12 protein-coding genes are annotated in these 18,944 nt (G+C 70.2%); 9 read left to right on the top strand and 3 right to left on the bottom strand.

Annotated features, from left to right (window positions below; genetic code table 11):
* The 6 genes from GA0115233_RS36285 to GA0115233_RS36260 all read left to right on the top strand — a co-directional run.
* Window positions 1–1,271: recombinase family protein (locus tag GA0115233_RS36285; RefSeq protein ID WP_218063616.1), on the top strand; the 1,271-nt coding region annotated here is incomplete at its 5' end.
* A gap of 261 nt (window positions 1,272–1,532) precedes the next feature.
* Window positions 1,533–3,575: a thioredoxin domain-containing protein gene (locus GA0115233_RS36280; RefSeq protein ID WP_176712063.1), complete on the top strand. Its 2,043-nt coding sequence runs from the start codon at window positions 1,533–1,535 to the stop codon at window positions 3,573–3,575.
* A gap of 233 nt (window positions 3,576–3,808) precedes the next feature.
* Entirely contained in the window at window positions 3,809–5,077 is a 1,269-nt protein-coding gene (locus GA0115233_RS36275) for a glycosyltransferase (protein WP_093724595.1), read from the top strand.
* The gene (locus tag GA0115233_RS36270; protein WP_093724594.1) at window positions 5,074–6,699 is read left to right on the top strand and encodes an ArnT family glycosyltransferase; all 1,626 of its coding nucleotides are present in this window, start codon (window positions 5,074–5,076) and stop codon (window positions 6,697–6,699) included. The genes GA0115233_RS36275 and GA0115233_RS36270 overlap by 4 nt, the downstream gene beginning before the upstream one ends.
* Window positions 6,696–7,913 carry a glycosyltransferase gene (locus GA0115233_RS36265; RefSeq protein ID WP_093724593.1) on the top strand — a complete coding sequence of 406 codons (1,218 nt, stop codon included), beginning with the start codon at window positions 6,696–6,698 and terminating at the stop codon, window positions 7,911–7,913. The genes GA0115233_RS36270 and GA0115233_RS36265 overlap by 4 nt, the downstream gene beginning before the upstream one ends.
* Window positions 7,910–10,312: a galactose oxidase-like domain-containing protein gene (locus tag GA0115233_RS36260; RefSeq protein WP_093724592.1), complete on the top strand. Its 2,403-nt coding sequence runs from the start codon at window positions 7,910–7,912 to the stop codon at window positions 10,310–10,312. Before GA0115233_RS36265 ends, GA0115233_RS36260 begins: the two co-directional genes overlap by 4 nt.
* A gap of 91 nt (window positions 10,313–10,403) precedes the next feature.
* Here the strand turns inward: GA0115233_RS36260 and GA0115233_RS36255 are convergent, their stop codons facing one another.
* Genes GA0115233_RS36255 through GA0115233_RS36245 form a run of 3 tightly spaced genes read right to left on the bottom strand, consistent with a single transcriptional unit; the run spans window position 10,404 to window position 12,539 of the window.
* Window positions 10,404–11,129, bottom strand: coding sequence for a Mut7-C RNAse domain-containing protein (locus GA0115233_RS36255; RefSeq protein WP_093724591.1), 726 nt, complete (start codon window positions 11,127–11,129; stop codon window positions 10,404–10,406).
* A 33-nt stretch (window positions 11,130–11,162) separates the two neighbouring features.
* Entirely contained in the window at window positions 11,163–11,798 is a 636-nt protein-coding gene (locus GA0115233_RS36250; protein ID WP_093724590.1) for a TetR/AcrR family transcriptional regulator, read from the bottom strand.
* Between the two features lie 27 nt (window positions 11,799–11,825).
* Window positions 11,826–12,539 carry a PAQR family membrane homeostasis protein TrhA gene (locus GA0115233_RS36245; RefSeq protein ID WP_093724589.1) on the bottom strand — a complete coding sequence of 238 codons (714 nt, stop codon included), beginning with the start codon at window positions 12,537–12,539 and terminating at the stop codon, window positions 11,826–11,828.
* A gap of 285 nt (window positions 12,540–12,824) precedes the next feature.
* On the opposite strand from GA0115233_RS36245, the gene GA0115233_RS36240 reads away from it, so the two are divergent.
* The 3 genes from GA0115233_RS36240 (at window position 12,825) to GA0115233_RS36230 (ending at window position 18,715) form a co-directional block, all read left to right on the top strand.
* Window positions 12,825–14,648 (top strand): phosphoenolpyruvate carboxykinase (GTP), encoded by a 1,824-nt coding sequence (locus tag GA0115233_RS36240; protein WP_093724588.1) that lies wholly within the window; start codon window positions 12,825–12,827, stop codon window positions 14,646–14,648.
* A 224-nt stretch (window positions 14,649–14,872) separates the two neighbouring features.
* Window positions 14,873–16,870 carry a DUF11 domain-containing protein gene (locus GA0115233_RS36235; protein ID WP_093724587.1) on the top strand — a complete coding sequence of 666 codons (1,998 nt, stop codon included), beginning with the start codon at window positions 14,873–14,875 and terminating at the stop codon, window positions 16,868–16,870.
* 144 nt (window positions 16,871–17,014) lie between these two features.
* Window positions 17,015–18,715 carry a hypothetical protein gene (locus GA0115233_RS36230; protein ID WP_093724586.1) on the top strand — a complete coding sequence of 567 codons (1,701 nt, stop codon included), beginning with the start codon at window positions 17,015–17,017 and terminating at the stop codon, window positions 18,713–18,715.
* Window positions 18,716–18,944: the final 229 nt, after the last annotated feature.

The raw sequence follows: 18,944 nt of genomic DNA, 5'->3' as shown, positions 1-18,944 counted from the left end.
GGCAATCGCGGCTCGTCTCCGTGTCCGAAGGGCTGGACTCATCACAGGGCGGTCGCATGGTCTTCGCGATCCTGAGCGAACGCGCCAGGGAGGAAGCGAAGGACATGGCGAAGCGCGTGAAGATCGGCCATGACTCGCACAAGGCGGAAGGTCGAAGAGGAACGGGCAGGCCACCGTTCGGTCTGTACAGCGCCCCCGGAAGCGGCAAGGTCGAACCTCACCCCGACGAGTACGGCACAGCGCGCAGGCTGGCGGATCTCTTGCTCGCCAGGAAGACGACCAAGGACACGGCCCACCAGCTCAATGAGGAGGGATACCGGACCCGGAGCGGTGCCACCTGGTCGCCCACGGCGGTTAGCAAGCTGGCCCAGTCCCCGCTCTTCGCGGGCATGGTCCCGGTCCGGCGGCGCAAGACGGACGAGCACGGCAACCCGTTGGACAGTTGGGAAGGGTACGGCGAGCCCCTGCGCGATGAGACGGGCGAAGTCATCATGTGTGGCAAGGGGGTTGTGACGCCGGGCGAGTGGTTCAAGATCAAGGCCCTCATCGCGGAACGGACCGATGATCGGTGGGCAAAGGGGAAGCCGGAAGCGAAGTACCTGGGGACGGGGAGCTACCGATGCGGGCGGCTGCGGGACAAGAAGGGCACGGGTGAGCTTGAACCGTGTGGTGGCTCGATGAGCCACCGTGGCGGACGCTACCGGTGCGAGGTCCGGCAGACGCGGGGCAAGTCGATCTGCGAGGGCGTGGTGACCCTCGCCGACCGCATCGACCACGCGGTTGGACAGGCTTGGATTCACCACATCACAGCCCTTGAGCCCGGTGACCCGGTGGTCATCGAGATAGCCCGCCGGTGGCTTGCCTTCGCGGACCCCGAAACGCAGGCGAGGAAAAACGAGGCTCAGAAGGCCCTTGAGGCGGCCCAGCGTCGTGTGAAGAAGCTCGAAGACGACTTCTACGTGTACGGGAAGATGGACGAAGAGCGTTTCGAGGAGCTGAGCGAAGGGCAGCGCGCCGTCATCGAGAGCATCGCCGCGACCCTTGAGGCGTTGGACGCGGAGGCAGACCTGTCGCCGCTCACCCAGGTTGCCGCTCTGCGTGAGGCATGGGAAGCGGCGGACATGGCGGACAAGCGGATGCTCCTGAAATGCACCCTTGGAAAGAAGGGCATCACGGTCAAGCCTGCGGCACGGCAGGGGGACCACACCCCGATCTTGGAACGGCTTGAGTTCGACTGGCTGTCGAAGAAGGACACAGCGACCGAGAAGTGAGCTCGGAGCAAGGCTGCCTTCAGGGCCGGCCGTGTCATCCGGCGTCCAGCGGGCCAGGTAACTCGTTGCGGGGCTCAGGACCGGACAGAGGACCTGATTGAGCGCCTGCGCTGCCTCGCTGGGGGCGAGTTGCCCAACGTGACCTCGGGTGTGGTCCCGGCGCGGCTTGAGCGGACAAGTTCAACGGTTCGGTCCGGCCCCGTTCGTACGCTGCCCCGTGGCGCATGGGCAGGACGGTGGCGGGTGCGCAAGGATGGGGGCATGCCCAACCGACTCGCGCAGGCCACGTCCCCGTATCTCCTCCAGCACGCGGACAACCCCGTCGACTGGTGGCCCTGGCAGACCGAGGCGTTCGAAGAAGCCCGGCGGCGCGACGTCCCTGTGTTCTTGAGCGTCGGCTACAGCGCGTGTCACTGGTGTCACGTCATGGCGCACGAGTCCTTCGAGGACGACGACATCGCTGCGTACATGAACGAGCACTTTGTGTCCGTGAAGGTGGACCGCGAGGAGCGGCCCGACGTGGACGCGGTCTACATGGAGGCTGTGCAGGCGGCCACCGGCCAGGGCGGCTGGCCGATGTCCGTATGGATGACCCCCGACGGTGAGCCCTTCTACTTCGGCACGTACTTCCCGCCCGACGCTCGCCACGGCATGCCGTCCTTCCGCCAGGTGCTCGAAGGCGTGCACAACGCCTGGACGAGCCGACGGGACGAGGTGGGAGAAGTCGCGGGGAAGATCACTCGGGACCTCGCCGCGCGGAAGCTGAGCACCGGGGATGCCGGGACACCCACCGAGGAGACCCAGGCGCTGGCCCTTCTCCAACTGACTCGGGACATCGATCCCGCGAGTGGTTGGTTCAAGGGAGACACCAAGTTCCCGCCGTCGATGGTGATCGAGTTCCTGTTGCGCCACCACGCGCGAGCCGGCTCCGTGGCCGCACTGGAGATGGCGGAAGGGCTGTGCGGCGCGATGGCCCGATCGAGCCTCTACGACCAGGTGGGCGGCGGGTTCCACCGGTACGTGCTCACGCCGAGAGCAGGTGGACCTTTGGTACCGCACTTCGAGAAGATGCTCTACGACAACGCGCTGCTGTGCCGGGTCTACGCCCACCTGTGGCGCTCCACCCGCTCCGAACTCGCCCGCCGGGTCGCGCTGGAGACCGCCGACTTCATGGTCCGCGAACTGCGCACGAACGAGGGCGGGTTCGCCTCCGCGCTGGACGCCGACAGCGACGACGGCACCGGCAGGCACGTCGAGGGCGCCTACTACGTGTGGACCCCGGAGCAGCTGCGCGAGGTGCTCGGGGACAGCGACGCCGAACTCGCGGCGCAGTACTTCGGGGTGACCGAGGAGGGGACCTTCGAGGAGGGCGCCTCGGTGCTGCAACTGCCGCAGCACGAAGGGGCCTTCGACGCGGATCGGATCGCCTCCGTGCGGGAGCGGCTGCTCGCCGCCCGTGCCGCGCGGCCCGCTCCGGGCCGGGACGACAAGGTGGTCGCCGCCTGGAACGGGCTCGCGATCGCCGCGCTGGCCGAGACCGGCGCCTACTTCGAGCGGCCCGACCTGGTCGAGGCCGCGGTGTGCGCCGCCGATCTGCTCGTACGGCTGCATCTGGACGAGGCGGCCAGGATCGCCCGTACCAGCAAGGACGGCAGGGTCGGGGCGAACGCCGGGGTGCTGGAGGACTACGCCGATGTCGCCGAGGGGTTCCTGGCGCTGGCGTCCGTCACCGGCGAGGGCGTGTGGCTGGAGTTCGCCGGGTTCCTGCTCGACCATGTGCTCGCGCGGTTCGTGGACGAGGAGTCCGGCGCGCTGTACGACACCGCCGCGGACGCCGAGCGGCTGATCCGGCGGCCGCAGGACCCGACCGACAACGCCGCCCCGTCCGGCTGGACCGCCGCCGCGAACGCCCTGCTGAGCTATGCCGCGCAGACCGGCGCCGAGCCCCATCGCGCCGCCGCCGAACGGGCGTTGGGCGTGGTGAAGGCGCTCGGGCCGCGGGTGCCCCGGTTCATCGGCTGGGGCCTCGCCGCGGCCGAGGCGCGACTCGACGGGCCGCGTGAAATCGCCGTCGTGGGACCGGCGTTGGACGACCCGGCGACCCAAACCATGCACCGCACCGCCCTGTTGGGGACCGCGCCCGGTGCCGTGGTCGCCGTCGGCACACCGGACAGCGACGAACTGCCCCTGCTCGCAGGGCGATCGCTCGTGGCGGGTGAACCGACCGCGTATGTCTGCCGTAACTTCACATGTGACGCCCCGACGACCGATCCTGAGCGGCTGCGCGCCGCGCTGAGCGGCTGAGGCACGCCAACGACCGGTCGTACAGCGCTGGTTGGGACCGGTCGAGGGCGGTCTCACGCTGCTCAAATTAGGCTTGTGTTCGGTTAGATCCCGCTAGGCGCCGCACCGTTCCGAAACAAGCTATTTATCGGAACAGCTCTCACGCTTCACAGTTCCCCCCTAATCTCTGCACTGGAGCGACGGCTGCAACGCGCCGTTGCTACAGGGGGATTCGGGGATCTGGGGGGATCTTTTTGCTCACGTCCGTCTTCATTGCTGTCGTCTCGCTGGCCCTGTTCTGGATGGCTGCGTTCACCTTGTGGTGGCAAATGCACGCCTGGCGCACACCCGAGGTGCTCGCCTCCACCCGGTTCAGCAGACCGGACGGCGGCGAGCATCTGTCGTTCTCGCTGCTGCTCCCGGCGCGGCACGAGCAGGCCGTGCTCGACCACACCATCCAGCGGCTGCTGGAGTCGAGCCACACCGACTTCGAGATCATCGTCATCGTCGGGCACGACGACCCGGAGACCACCGAGGTCGCCGAACGGGCCGCCGCCCGTGACCCGCGCGTGCGCGTCGTCGTCGACACCCACGAGAAGAAGAACAAGCCCAAGGCGATGAACACGGCGCTGCCGCACTGCCGCGGCGACGTCGTCGGGGTCTTCGACGCCGAGGACCAGGTCCACCCGGAACTGCTCGCCCACGTCGACCACGCCTTCCGCTCCACCGGCGCCGATGTCGTCCAGGGCGGAGTGCAGCTGATCAACTTCCACTCCAGCTGGTACAGCCTGCGCAACTGCCTGGAGTACTTCTTCTGGTTCCGCTCCCGGCTGCACCTGCACGCGCAGAAAGGGTTCATCCCGCTCGGCGGCAACACCGTCTTCGTCCGCACCGACGTCCTGCGCGAGGCCGACGGCTGGGACCCCGACTGCCTGGCCGAGGACTGCGACCTCGGCGTCAGGCTGTCCAGCGTCGGCAAGAAGGTCGTCGTCGCCTACGACTCCGACATGGTGACCAAGGAGGAGACCCCCGGCTCCCTGATGTCGCTGCTCAAGCAGCGCACCCGCTGGAACCAGGGCTTCCTCCAGGTCTACCGGAAGAAGGACTGGAAGCAACTGCCCACCTTCGGCCAGCGGTTGCTCGCCCGCTACACCCTCACCACCCCGTTCCTGCAGGCGTTCACCGGCCTGATCATCCCGCTCAACGTGGCCATCGCGCTCTTCCTCGACGTGCCGGTGTCCATCGCCTTCATCACCTTCCTGCCGGCCGTCACCGCGCTCGTCACCTTCGTCTTCGAGGTGGTCGGGCTGCACGACTTCGGCAAGCAGTACGGACTTCGCGTCCGCTTCGTGCACTACCTCAAGCTCATCGTCGGCGGTCCCTTCTACCAGGTGCTCCTCGCGGGCGCCGCGATCCGCGCCGTCTGGCGCGAGCAGCGCGGCCGCAACGACTGGGAGCTGACCACCCATGTCGGCGCACACCTGAACCAGACCGACGCGATCCGAGAGGACGTCCCCGCGTGACCTCCACCCTGGACGCGGTGACCGGCGAGGTCACCGCGCAGCGGCAGCCCGCGCCCAAAACCGGTGCGAACGAACCGGCGGACCCGCCGAAGCGGCTGCGCGCCTCCCGACCCGACCTCATCCTGTGCGGTGTGCTGCTCGCGGCGATCCTCGTCGTGCAGGGCTGGAACATCGCCGACTACCCCACCCTCAGCGACGACGAGGGCACCTACCTCGCCCAGGCCTGGGCCGTCCAGGAGGGCAGGGGCCTCGCCCACTACACCTACTGGTACGACCATCCGCCGTTCGGCTGGATGCAGATCGCCCTGCTCACCTGGATCCCCTCGCTGATCAGCCCCGAGTCGATGACGGTGGGCACCATGCGGGCCGCGATGCTCGTGGTCAGCGGCATCAGCGCGGTCCTGGTGTACGTGCTCGGCCGCCGTCTCGCGCTGCCCCGCTGGGCCGCCGCCCTCGGCATGGTCTTCTTCGGGCTGTCCCCGCTCTCCGTGGTCCTCCAGCGCGAGATCTTCCTCGACAACCTCGCCGTGATGTGGACGCTGCTGGCGTTCACCCTCGCCGCCTCCCCGAGCCGCCATCTGTGGCACCACTTCGGCGCGGGCATCGCCGCCGCGGTCGCCGTGCTGACCAAGGAGACGATGCTCTTCGTCCTCCCGGCCGTGCTCATCACCATGTGGCGGCACAGCCACCGCGACACCCGCAAGTTCGCGGTCACCGGTGCCATCACCGCCTGCGCTCTGATCGGCCTGTCGTATCCGCTCTTCGCCCTGCTCAAGGGCGAGTTGTTCCCCGGCAGCGGCCATGTCTCGCTCTGGGGCGGCATCAAGTACCAGATGACCAGGCCCGGTTCGGGCTTCATCCTGGACGACGGCTCCGGCTCCAACGGCGTGCTGGACTCCTGGCTCTACTACGACCGGGTCCTGCCGCTCGGCGGACTCGCGGGGGCGCTCCTGCTGCTCGCCACCTGGCGCTGGTCGGTCACCGCACGCGCGCTCGCCGGGCCCTGTGCCGCGGTCGCCATCCTCGCCCTGGTCGCGATGCGGCCCACCGGCTACCTGCCCGCGATGTACATCATCCAGGCGCTGCCGTTCCTCGCCCTGGTCCTGGCCGGCGGCACCGCCTCCGTCGCCCACGCCGTACTGCGCAAGGGCAGACTCCACCCGGCCGGCCGCTACACCCTCGCCGCAGTCCTCGCGCTCGGCGCCGGCGCCTACGTCGTACCCCGCTGGTACGACGGCGACCGCACCGCCGTCACCACCGACGCCAACGCCCCCTACCGGGAGGCGTCGAAGTGGCTCAGCACCGAGGTGGAGCAGCCGGAGAAGACCCGCGTCCTCGTCGACGACGCGCTCTGGCTGGACCTGGTGCACGCCGGGTACCGGCCCGGCAACGGCGTCATCTGGTTCTACAAGGCCGACCTCGACCCGGCCGTCACCAAGACCATGCCGAACGGCTGGAAGGACATCGACTACGTCGTCGCCTCCCCGACCGTCCGGCGCGACGCGGTCGACCTGCCCAACGTGAAGGCGGCCATGGAGCACTCCGAGCCGGTCGCCGTCTTCGGCGAGGGCGAGGACCGCATCGAGATCCGGCAGATCCAGGCCGCGGGAGGCAAGCGATGAGCCAGGAGTACACCACCCCCGTACCGGATCTGGACGCCTCCGAGGTCCCGGAGCCGGGCGCGGTGACCATTGTCGTTCCGACCTTCAACGAGTCCGCGAACATCCGTGAACTGCTGCACCAGATCACCGAGTCGGTGCCCGCGCGGCTGCCCTGCGAGGTCGTCTTCGTGGACGACTCCACCGACGACACCCCCGAGGTGATCAAGGAGGCCGCGCAGGACTGCCCGTTCCCGGTGGCCGTCATCCACCGGGACGAGCCGGTCGGCGGGCTCGGCGGCGCGGTCGTGGAGGGCCTGAAGGCGGCCACCTCCGACTGGATCGTCGTCATGGACGGCGACTGCCAGCATCCGCCGTCCCTGGTACCGGAGTTGGTCGCCACCGGCGAGCGCGCCAACGCCGGGCTCGTGGTCGCCTCCCGGTACATCAAGGGCGGCAGCCGGGCCGGGCTCGCCGGGAGCTACCGGATCGCCGTCTCGCGGGGCGCGACCTGGCTGACCAAGATGCTCTTCCCGCGCCGCCTGCACGGCATCAGCGACCCGATGAGCGGCTTCTTCGCCATCCGCCGCCAGGCCGTCACCGCCGATGTCCTCAAGCCGCTGGGCTACAAGATCCTCCTGGAACTCGCCGTCCGCAGCCGCCCCCGCCAGGTCGCCGAGGTCCCCTTCGTCTTCCAGGACCGCTTCGCCGGGGAGTCCAAGTCCACCGCCCAGGAGGGCCTGCGCTTCCTGCGGCACCTGGCCGGGCTGCGCACCGCCACCCCGGCCGCCCGCATGGTCGGCTTCGGGCTGATCGGCGCCTCCGGGTTCGTGCCGAACCTGCTCGCCCTGTGGATCCTGACCGGCCTCGGCATGCACTACCTGCCCGCCGAGATCGTCGCCAACCAGTTCGGCGTGGCCTGGAACTTCCTGCTCATCGAGCAACTGCTGTTCCGTGACCGGCGACTGCACCGGCGCTGGTGGGACCGCGCCGGGCGGTTCGCGCTGCTCGCCAACGCCGACCTGGTGCTGCGCATCCCGCTGATCGCGCTGTTCGTCCGCGAGTTCGGCATGGGGGCGCTGACCGCCACCTCCGTCGCCTTGGTCACCACGTTCGTCCTGCGCTTCGCCGCCACCGAGGCGCTGGTCTACCTGCCCCGCAGGAAGTCCCGCAGGAAGTCCCGCAGTGAGTCCGGCGGGGAGCAGCACAGGAGCCGTACAGCAAGGAGCACCGCATGAGACAACGACGGAGAACAGCCCTGCTGGCGGTGGGGACCCTCACCGTCGGGCTTCTCCTGACCACACCTCAGTCCGCCTCCGCCGCCAACCTGATCAAGAACCCCGGCTTCGAGACCGCCGGCAGCGGCGACATGCCGTACTGCTGGTCCAAGTCCGGCTGGGGCGACAACGACTTCACCTTCGAGACCGTCTCCGACGCCCACTCCGGCTCCAAGGCGATGAAGGTCGAGCTGACCCGCCGTACCGAGGGCGACCGCAAGGCGCTGATCACCGAGTCCACCGACTGCGCGCCGGTGGTGACGCCGGGCAAGCAGTACGACCTCGGCCTCTGGTACAAGACGACCACTCCGGACGCCAACATCACCCTGTTCCGGCACGACACCACCGCCGGGTGGCAGTACTGGACGGACCTGAAGACGCTGGACATGGCCGGGACCTGGACCGAGGCCACGGTCCGCACCCCGGAGGTCCCGCCCGGCACCGACCGGATCAGCTGGGGTGTGTCGGTGTACGGCACCGGCTCGGCGACCACCGACGACTACACGATGGAGCAGGTCCCCGACGTCACCCCGCCGCCGGACTGCACCGGCACCGCCGAGGAGTGCGAGAACGGACGCTGGGACGTGCTGCCGGTGCAGAACCCGGTGCGCTCCATGCACTCGGTCGTGCTGCACAACGGCAAGGTGCTGCTGATCGCCGGCTCCGGCAACAGCGAGGAGATGTTCGAGGCGGGCACCTTCACCTCCGCGGTGTACAACCCGGCCGACGGCTCCTACAAGATCACTCCCCACCCGAAGGACATGTTCTGCGCCGGGCACGTCCAGCTGCAGGACGGGCGGGTGCTGGTGATGAGCGGCAACAAGGGGTATCCGTCGGCGGACGGCACGATCGGGTACCAGGGGTACAAGGACTCGTACATCTTCGACCCCGAGACCGAGACGTACTCCAAGACCAACGACATGAACGACGGGCACTGGTACCCGTCGGCGACGATCCTCGGCAACGGTGACGTGATCTCCTTCGGCGGGCTGAAGGAGGACTCCACCGGTTCGGTGACCGCGGAGCTGTGGTCGGACGCCGAGCAGAAGTGGCTGGAGCTGTGGAAGGTCAACCAGACCTGGTCGTACTGGGGTCTGTACCCGTCCATGATCCTCATGCAGGACGGCCGCCTCTTCTACTCCGGCAGCCATGTCTTCGGCAACAACATCCCGGGCACCGGCTCGGCGATCTACGACTACGAGGCCAACACCGTCACGCAGGTGCCGGGGCTCCAGCGCAAGGACGAGCGCGACCAGTCGGCGAGCGTGCTGCTGCCCCCGGCGCAGGACCAGAAGGTGCTCACCCTCGGTGGCGGCAACATCGACACCAACCCGGACGGCAACCGGCTGACCGACATCATCGACCTCAAGCAGCCCAACCCGTCCTACGTGGCCGGGCCGCCGATCCCGCAGGGCACGGTCGACCTCGGCAACGGTCCGGTGCCCGAGACCGGTGACCAGGGCAAGATGTACGTCTCCGCGGTGCTGCTGCCGGACGGCAAGGTGCTGGAGACCGGTGGCGCGCTGCACAACCGGGCCGATCCGGTCTTCGAGACGTCGATCTTCGACCCGGCGACGGAGACCTTCGACCAGGTGGCCGCCGACCCCGAGGCCCGCGGCTACCACTCCTCGGCGTTCCTGCTGCCCGACGGCCGGGTCATGACGACCGGTGACAACCCGGGCAACGGCTCCTGGAACCACAACGTGTCGGTCTACACGCCGCCGTACCTGCTCAAGGGCGAGCGGCCGACGATCACCTCGGTGATCGACACCGAGTGGAACTACGGCGACACCCAGCGGATCACGGTGGACCGGCCCATCGCCAAGGCGGAGCTGATCCGTCCGGCGGCGGTGACGCACTCCTCCGACCCGAACCAGCGGTTCGTGGACCTGCCGCTGTCGGTGGACGGCAACAACGTCGACCTCAATGTGACGAGCAACCCCAACCTGGCGCCGCCCGGCTGGTACATGCTCTTCGCGGTCGACGCCAACGGCGTCCCGTCGGTCGCCAAGTGGGTCCACCTGTCCGGTCCGGCGGCGATGAACGCGACGGAGGCCTCGGCGCACGTGCACGACTTCGCCGACGAGCTGTCCGGCAAGGTCACCGGCCCCGGCAAGAAGCGCAAGGCGCAGAAGGTCAGCCCGGCCGTCTCCGGCTGCGACCGGCACTACGGCTCGGCCAACGTCTGCGTCCCGACCGACTTCCCGCCGACGGTGAAGGCGACGACCCAGGCCCGCTGCGACTGGCTGAAGAAGAACGACTACGGCCGCCTGAAGCTGAACGGCAAGGACGACCCGCTCCGCCTGGACAAGAACAGGGACGGGATCGCCTGCGGAAAGGGAGATCTCAGGAAGCGGTAGGCAGGCCTCAGGGGCGCGGGGAACTGCGCGACCGGCCACGACGGCGCGGCAGTCGCCCGCGGGCGGAGCGTGGCAGTCCGGTACCGCGTCCCTAGCCCGCGAACTCCGTGAGGGCGCGTTCCACGATGGCGACCAGCTGTTCGTGGTGCGCGCCCTTCCAGTACGCCCGGCCGCAGTCCCGGCACTGCGCGAAGACGTCGTAGTTGCGCTGCGTGCCGCCGTGGAGCTGGTCGGCGACCTCCTCCTTGGTGGCCTCCTTCAGCAGGCCGTTGCAGGCGGTGCAGCGGGTCCAGGGCCGCAGCTCGGGCCGGAACCGCTCCAGGACGTCCCGGAGCTGGTCCTCGGGGCGGGTGCTGTAGATGTACGCGCCCGCCCACAGCTCGCGGCGGCGCAGCAGGCCCCGGTCGCGGCTGAGCATGACGCGCCGCTCGGCGGCGGACCGCGCGGCGAGGGCCGGGTCGCCGATGTCGGTGGACTCGTACGCGGTGTCCACGCCGAGCAGGCGCAGACGCCGGGCGAGGGTGCCGAGGTGGACGTCGAGCAGGAAGCGCAGGGGGGCGCCGGGCACCTGCTGGGGGCGCTCGACCGGCCGTACCGTGACCCGGTCGCCGTCCCGGGGGACGTAGGACACCGGTACCTCGCGGCCGTCGGTCTCCAGCCGTCCGACCTCCGTCAGCGGGACGCCGAGGGACTCCACGACGTGGCCGAGGGAGGAGACGCCGTCGGTGGTCAGCGCGGTGACTCCGGCGCGGCGGTCGTGCGGGACGAACAGGGCCAGTTCGGGGGCTACTTCGACGTGGATCTCCGGTGCGCTCACGCGGTCAGGATGTCATGCGGGAGCGGCTCGGGCTCAGCCCTTTTCCACGGCCGGGCCGTGCTCGACGACGTCCAGGGCGCGGTCGAGGAGCCCCTGGAGATCGTCCCGGAACCCGTGCTCGGCCCAGTACTGGGTGACCTCGGTGAGGGCCCCGACGAGGGACATCGCGTAGACGCGGACCTCCAGGCTGTCGGCGTCCCGCCCGGTGCGCTCACCGACGGCCCGGGCGAGCTGCCTGCCGACGCCGGCCCCGGCCTCCAGCATCCGGGCCCGCACGGCGGGCACCTGGACGATCAGCCGGGCGCGCAGCCGGAGCACGTCGGGGTCCTCGTCCATGCCCATGCCGACGGCCAGGGCCATCACATGCCGCAGCGTCCGCATCCACGGCTCGCCGGGCGGCCGCGCGCGCACCTGCTCCATGAGCAGCGGCTCGTACTCGTCGGTGAGGACGATGTCCTCCTTGGCCGGGAAGTACCGGAACACGGTCGACACCGACACCTCGGCCCGCTCGGCGATCTGCTCCACGGTGGTCGCGTCGTACCCCTGCTCGCGCACCAGGTCGTACGTAGCCCGCCGGATCGCAGCCCGGGTCTTGATCTTCTTCCGCTCCCGGAGCCCGAGCTGCGAAGGGTCGACGGAACTACTGCGCGCGACGGTCATAGGGCACATTGTGAGCCACCGCCGCCGGTGGCAGCCCTACGCGTGCTGGTACGCCACCAGGGAGATCCCCACGTAGTGGACCACGAACGCCGCCAGCGTGAACGAGTGGAAGACCTCGTGGAAGCCGAACCAGCGCGGGGAGGGGTTGGGGCGCTTGATGCCGTAGACCACGCCGCCCGCGCTGTAGAGGACACCGCCGACGATGACCAGGACCAGCACCGCGATACCGCCGGTGCGCATGAAGTCGGGCAGGAAGAAGACCGCGGCCCAGCCCATGGCGATGTAGCAGGGGGTGTAGAGCCAGCGGGGGGCGCCCACCCAGAAGACCCGGAAGACGATGCCCGCCGCGGCGGCGGCCCAGATGCCCCACAGGAGCCACTGGCCCTTCGCGCCGGGCAGGAGCAGCATCGTCAGCGGCGTGTAGGTGCCCGCGATGATCAGGAAGATGTTGGCGTGGTCCAGACGGCGCAGGATGCCGTCCATGCGGGGGCTCCAGTTGCCCCGGTGGTACAGCGCGCTGACGCCGAAGAGCAGACAGGCCGTGAGGACGTAGATCCCGCAGGCGATACGGCCCCGGGTGGAGTCGGCGAGGGCGGTCAGCACCAGACCCGCGATGAGTACGGCCGGGAACATCCCTAGGTGCAGCCAGCCCCGGAGCTTGGGCTTGACCGGGTGGGGCAAGGAGAGCGCGACAGGACCGCGGCCGGTGTCAGGCAGGTCCGTGGGCGCGTCGGGGACGGACGCAGTCATACACCGCATCGTACCTACGCAACCGTAGGTTACGTAGCCGCCTCCGGAGCAAGAGTGGCCATCGTCTCACGGGAGTTGGGCCCGGGGCGACCCCCGCCGGAGGACGGACGTGGCAGGGCTCACGTTCGCTCACCTGTGACGCCCTCTGGACATATGGGCGCGTGCGTCGGATGATCAAATGAGTGCGGTCGGCACCGGATGAGCGTCGGGCACCCCTTCTGGCAAGCATCCGGGTCGCAGCCCCCACGGGGCCTCCAACCAAAAATCCCTCATTTAGGAGCAATCGTGGCGCGCGACAACGCGGCTCCCACCGGCGTCCCCACCAACCACCAGGAACTGATCTCGTGGGTGAACGAGATCGCCGAACTGACCCAGCCGGACAACGTGGTCTGGTGCGACGGCTCCGAGTCCGAGTACGAGCGCCTGTGCGAGGAGCTCGTCGCCAAGGGCACCTTCAAGCGGCTCGACCCGATCAAGCGCCCCAACTCCTACTACGCGGCCTCCGACCCCACCGACGTCGCGCGCGTCGAGGACCGCACCTTCATCTGCTCCGAGAAGGAGGAGGACGCGGGCCCCACCAACCACTGGATGGCCCCCGCCGAGATGCGCGAGGTCTTCACCGGCGACAAGGGCGTCTTCCGCGGCTCGATGCGCGGCCGGACCATGTACGTCGTCCCGTTCTGCATGGGCCCGCTCGGCTCCGAGCTGTCCGCGATCGGCGTCGAGATCACCGACTCCGCCTACGTCGCGGTCTCCATGCGCACCATGACCCGCATGGGCCAGGCCGTCCTCGACGAGCTGGGCGACGACGGCTTCTTCGTGAAGGCCGTGCACTCCGTCGGCGCCCCCCTGGAGGAGGGCCGGGCGGACGTCCCGTGGCCCTGCAACACGACCAAGTACATCTCCCACTTCCCGGAGACCCGCGAGATCTGGTCCTACGGCTCCGGCTACGGCGGCAACGCCCTGCTCGGCAAGAAGTGCTACGCCCTGCGCATCGCCTCCGTCATGGCCCGCGACGAGGGCTGGCTCGCCGAGCACATGCTGATCCTCAAGCTCACCCCGCCGCAGGGGGAGTCCAAGTACGTCGCCGCCGCGTTCCCGTCCGCCTGCGGCAAGACCAACCTCGCCATGCTGGAGCCCACGATCTCCGGCTGGACGGTCGAGACCATCGGTGACGACATCGCCTGGATGCGCTTCGGCGAGGACGGCCGCCTGTACGCGATCAACCCCGAGGCCGGCTTCTTCGGCGTCGCCCCCGGCACCGGCGAGCACACCAACGCCAACGCCATGAAGACCCTGTGGGGCAACTCGGTCTTCACCAACGTCGCCCTCACCGACGACGGCGACGTGTGGTGGGAGGGCATGACCCAGGAGACCCCGGCCCACCTGACCGACTGGAAGGGCCGCGACTGGACGCCGGACTCCGACGAGCCCGCCGCCCACCCCAACGCCCGCTTCACCACCCCGGCCGCGCAGTGCCCGATCATCGCGCCCGAGTGGGAGGACCCCAAGGGCGTGCCGATCTCCGCGATCCTCTTCGGCGGGCGCCGCGCCACCGCCGTACCGCTGGTGACGGAGTCCTTCGACTGGAACCACGGTGTGTTCCTCGGCGCCAACGTCGCCTCCGAGAAGACCGCCGCCGCCGAGGGCAAGGTCGGCGAGCTGCGCCGCGACCCGTTCGCCATGCTGCCGTTCTGCGGCTACAACATGGGCGACTACATGGGCCACTGGATCAACGTGGCGAAGGACAAGGACCAGTCCAAGCTGCCGAAGATCTACTACGTCAACTGGTTCCGCAAGAACGACGAGGGCAAGTTCGTCTGGCCCGGCTTCGGCGAGAACAGCCGCGTCCTGAAGTGGATCGTGGAGCGCCTGGAGGGCAAGGCCGAGGGCGTCGAGACCCCGATCGGCGTCCTGCCGACCAAGGACGCCCTGGACACCAAGGGCCTCCAGCTCTCCGACTCCGACCTGGACTTCCTGCTCACGGTGGACAAGGAGGTCTGGCGCGAGGAGGCCGCGCTGGTCCCCGACCACCTCAACACCTTCGGCGACCACACCCCGAAGGAGCTGTGGGACGAGTACCACGCGCTGGTCGAGCGCCTGGGCTGATCCCACCCACAAACCCCCGCGGCCGGCCTCCGATGGGAGCCCTGACCAGTGATCGTCACGGGCCGGCCGCGGGTGGCGGCAACGTCACGAACCAGGCCCCGCACAATGGCGTGCGGGGCCGCCGTGCCGCACGCTCCTCCACGCGGATGGATTCCGGAGCCCACCGGGCGCGACACCGCCCGTGACGAGCGCCGACGCATGCCGCCGCCGCCAGGCTGGCGCCCATGCGCACACCTCTTGCACGACGGGCATGGCACCGTCGACTCCGACCGGCCCGCGCGGGCGCGGTGGCGGCCGGTGTCCTGGCCCTCGTCCTCGCTCTCCCCGGCACCGCGACCGCGGCCCCCGGAGACCTCGACCCGGCCTTCAGCGGCGACGGGAAGACCGTCACCGCCTTCGCCGACGACGACCAGGCCCATGACGTCGCCGTGCAGTCCGACGGGAAGATCGTCACGGTCGGCTCCTCCGCCGACTACTCGCTGCTGGAGAGCCGCTGGGCGCTGACCCGGCACAACCCCGACGGCAGCCCGGACACCGGCTTCGGCGACGGCGGCCGGGTGACCACCCCCATCAACAACAGGCAGCCCGACCTCCAGTGGGGCGAGGCCCACGCGGTCGCGCTGCAGAGCGACGGGAAGATCGTCGTGGCCGGCCACGCCTGGCGCGGCTGGGAGGACTGCTGCTGGTTCACGGTGGCCCGGTACAACGCCGACGGCAGCCTCGACACCGGCTTCGGGGACGAAGGCCGCGTCCTCGCCGACATCGCCGGGCCGACCGAGGCCCGTGACGTGGCGATCGACTCCGCGGGCCGGATCGTCGCGGCCGGATACACCGGCGGCGAGGTGGCACTGCTGCGCCTCCAGCCGGACGGCACCCCGGACAGCGCCTTCGGCGGCGACGGCATCGTCACCGCCGACCCCTCGCCCGAGCCCGGAGAGGCGGGCGGCGGCGCCTACGCCATGGCCCTGCAGCCCGACGGGAGGATCGTCGTCGGCGGCGATGTCGGGACCACCCGCTTCGACTTCTCCCTGATGCGCTTCCTGACCGACGGCACCCTGGACACCTCCTTCGACGGCGACGGCATGGTCCGCACCGACTTCGGCGACTACGAGACCGTGCACGGGCTCGCCGTCCAGTCCGACGGCAAGATCGTCGCCGCCGGCGGCGACACCATGGCCCGCTATCTCGCGAACGGCGCCCTCGACACCTCCTTCGACGGCGACGGCAAGGTGACCGTCACCGGTGGCGTCGCCTGGGACCTGGCGCTCCAGACGTCCGACGGCCGGATCGTCCTCGCCGGCAACAACCCCGGCAACGACCTCGCCGTACTGCGCTACAACGCCGACGGCAGCAAGGACACCGGGTTCGGCACCTCGGGCATCGCGCTCGCCGACTTCGGCGGCAGCGAGTCCGCCCGCACCCTCGCCGTGCAGGGCGACGGGAAGATCGTCGCGGCGGGCGGCGGCGGACCCGGCACCGGGTTCGCGCTGGCCCGCTTCCTGGGCGGCGGCAGCGCCCCGCAGCCCGCTACCGCGGATCTGTCGGTGACCAAGTCGGGCCCGGCCACGGTCAGCATCGGCGACCGTGCCACCTACACCCTGACCGTCACCAACCACAGCGCGACCACCACGGCCACCGGTGTCTCGCTCGCCGACACCCTCACCGGCCCGGCCCGCACCGTCCTCTCGGCGACCGCCTCCCAGGGCACCTGCACGACCGCCGTGACCTGCGCCCTCGGCACGCTGGCGCCGGGCGCCCAGGCCACCGTCACGGTCGTCGCCGAGCCGCGTGCCACCGGCACCCTCACCCAGCGGGCCACGGTCACCGCCACCCAGCCCGACCCGGCCACCGCCAACAACACGGCCACCGTCACCACCACCGTCAACAACGCCCGCGGCTGCACCCGCATCGGCACCAGCGGCAACGACACCATCACCGGCACCTCCGGGGCCGACGTCATCTGCGCGCTGAGCGGCGACGACACCGTCAACTCCGGCAGCGGCAACGACACCGTGCACGGCGGCCACGGCAACGACCGGATCGACGGCGGCGTCGGCAACGACAGCCTCAACGGCGGTCCCGGCAACGACACGCTGCTCGGCAACTCCGGCGCCGACGGCCTCAACACCGTGGACGGCGTGAACGGCAACGACACCGCCAACGGCGGTGCGAACAGCGACAGTTGCACCACCGATCCGGGTGACGCACGCATCAGCTGCTGAGTAACGCGTTCCGCACGCGCCGCCTTGATCACCGGATCTTCACCACTGTTACATAGGGGGCGCATGGGCCTCACCACTCCAGGTGGGGCCCAACTACGCCTGAGGGGGGCACAGTTGAACAGAACGTTCCGTTCCGGACGTCTCGTGGCCACGGCTCTCGCCGCCGCACTCACCGGGACCGGACTGACCCTGGCCGTCGCACCCGCGGCGCACGCCGCCGCGTCCGACCACGTGGCGAAGCTGCCGTTCACGACCTTCTCCGCGCTCGCCGTCGACAACGTCCACCAGCGGGTCTTCCTCGCCGACGCGCGCGTGGGCTCCAGCTCCAACAACGGCCAGATCGCCGTCTACACGTTCGCGGGCGAGCGGATCTCCACCATCACCACCGCGTACCACGTCTCCGGCCTGGCGCTCAGCGCCGACGCGAACACCCTCTACGTCGGTGAGCGCACCCGGATCCTGAGCTACGACACCACCACGCTGGCCGCGAAGAGCGGCCCCACCGCCCCCACCGACAACTGCGGACGTGAGGTCGTGGTCGTCGGCGGCAAGCCGTACTACACCTCGCAGTACACCGACAACCTGACGCAGTGCGCCACGGCGACCAGTTACGTGGACGACATCACCAACGGCTACTGGCAGCGCACCGGTTGGAACGACTCCGGCAAGCTGCTGCTGGAGGGCGGGCCGAACGACACCTTCCTGATGGGGCAGGCGCTCAACGCCTCCGCGTCCAACCCGTTCATCAGCGTCTTCGACGGCAGCGGTGCCACGCCCGTGCGGCATGCCACCCGCCGGTTCGCCGACGCGGGCGGCGCCGGGGCGCTGAACCTGAAGGACGCCGCCGTCTCCCCGGACGGCACCAAGGTCGCCCTCGCGGACGCCACCGCCGGGACCCGGCTGCTGAACACCGACGACCTGTCCGACGCCGCCGAGGGCTACCAGCCGCTGCCCGAGGGTGCCGCCGCCAGCTCGGTCGCCTTCAGCGGTGACGGCAAGTACATCGCCCGCGGTGCCTCCGCCACCGGGTCCACCCCCGACCTGCTGGTCCAGCCCGCCGACCCGGGCGACGCCACCGCGCCGCTGGAGTTCGTCTTCGAGGGCAGCCAGGACGGCGACCGGGTCACGCCGCGCGGCATGGAGTGGTCGGCGGACGGCTCCCGGCTGTTCGCGGTCACCACCAACGCGGCCGGCAACCAGTTCTGGCTGCACATCATCCAGCCGCCGGCCGTGCAGTACGACGTACGCCTCGGCGAAACGATTGCGCACAGCCCCGCCCAGGCCGTGGCGGGCGAGCCGCTGTCCGTGCGGGGGCGGCTGGAGTACGACGGTCCCGCGCCCGCCGAGCCGATGAAGGTCAGGGCGACCCGTACGGATGCCAACGGCACCCACGACCTGGGCACCTTCACCGTCCGCGCGGACGGCGCCTACACCGTGCTGGACGAGCCGGACCTGGTCGGGGACGCCACGTACACCGTCTCCTACCTGGGCGACCTCACCCACCGCCCGGCCACCGACGTCACCCACACCGTGTCGGTCGGCAAGGCGGCCAGCTCGATCTCGCTCACCGCCCCGGAGGAGGCGTCGATGCGCACGGGCGTGCACATCACCGGCACCTTCTCCGCCCAGGGCAGGGCCCTGCCCGAGCGGGCGGTGCTGAAGGTGGAGCGCACCGACCGGCAGGGCACCGGCACGCTGTCGTCGGTGACGGTCGGCGCGGACGGGACGTTCACCTTCGACGACATCCCGCGCACCCGGCGCGAGACGACGTACAAGGTGAGCTGGCCGGGTGACGAGCTGCACCAGGGCTCGTCGGCCTCGGCGGAGGTCTACGTCACGCGCTGACGTCCGTCGGTGTGTGGCGCCCGGTCCGCGCGTCGCTGCGGGTGCGCGCGGACCGGGGCCGTTCGGGGGAGCCCCCGCGGGGGCTCAGCGGGACGCCAGTTCGCGGGGCTCCAGGGCCTCGGCGTGGGCGTCCATCCGCTCGGCGGAGAGGATCGCGGCGGCCGTGTCGGCGCGGGACGCCGCGACGACCAGGGCCCGGCCGGCCAGCGTGTGGGCGCGCCGGTGCAGG

Origin of the sequence: Streptomyces sp. DI166, assembly GCF_900091315.1 — a bacterium.
Taxonomy (GTDB): Bacteria; Actinomycetota; Actinomycetes; order Streptomycetales; family Streptomycetaceae; genus Streptomyces; species Streptomyces fuscus.
The sequence above is the reverse complement of the archived record's forward strand: the minus strand, read 5'-3'. Positions and strand labels throughout refer to the sequence as shown.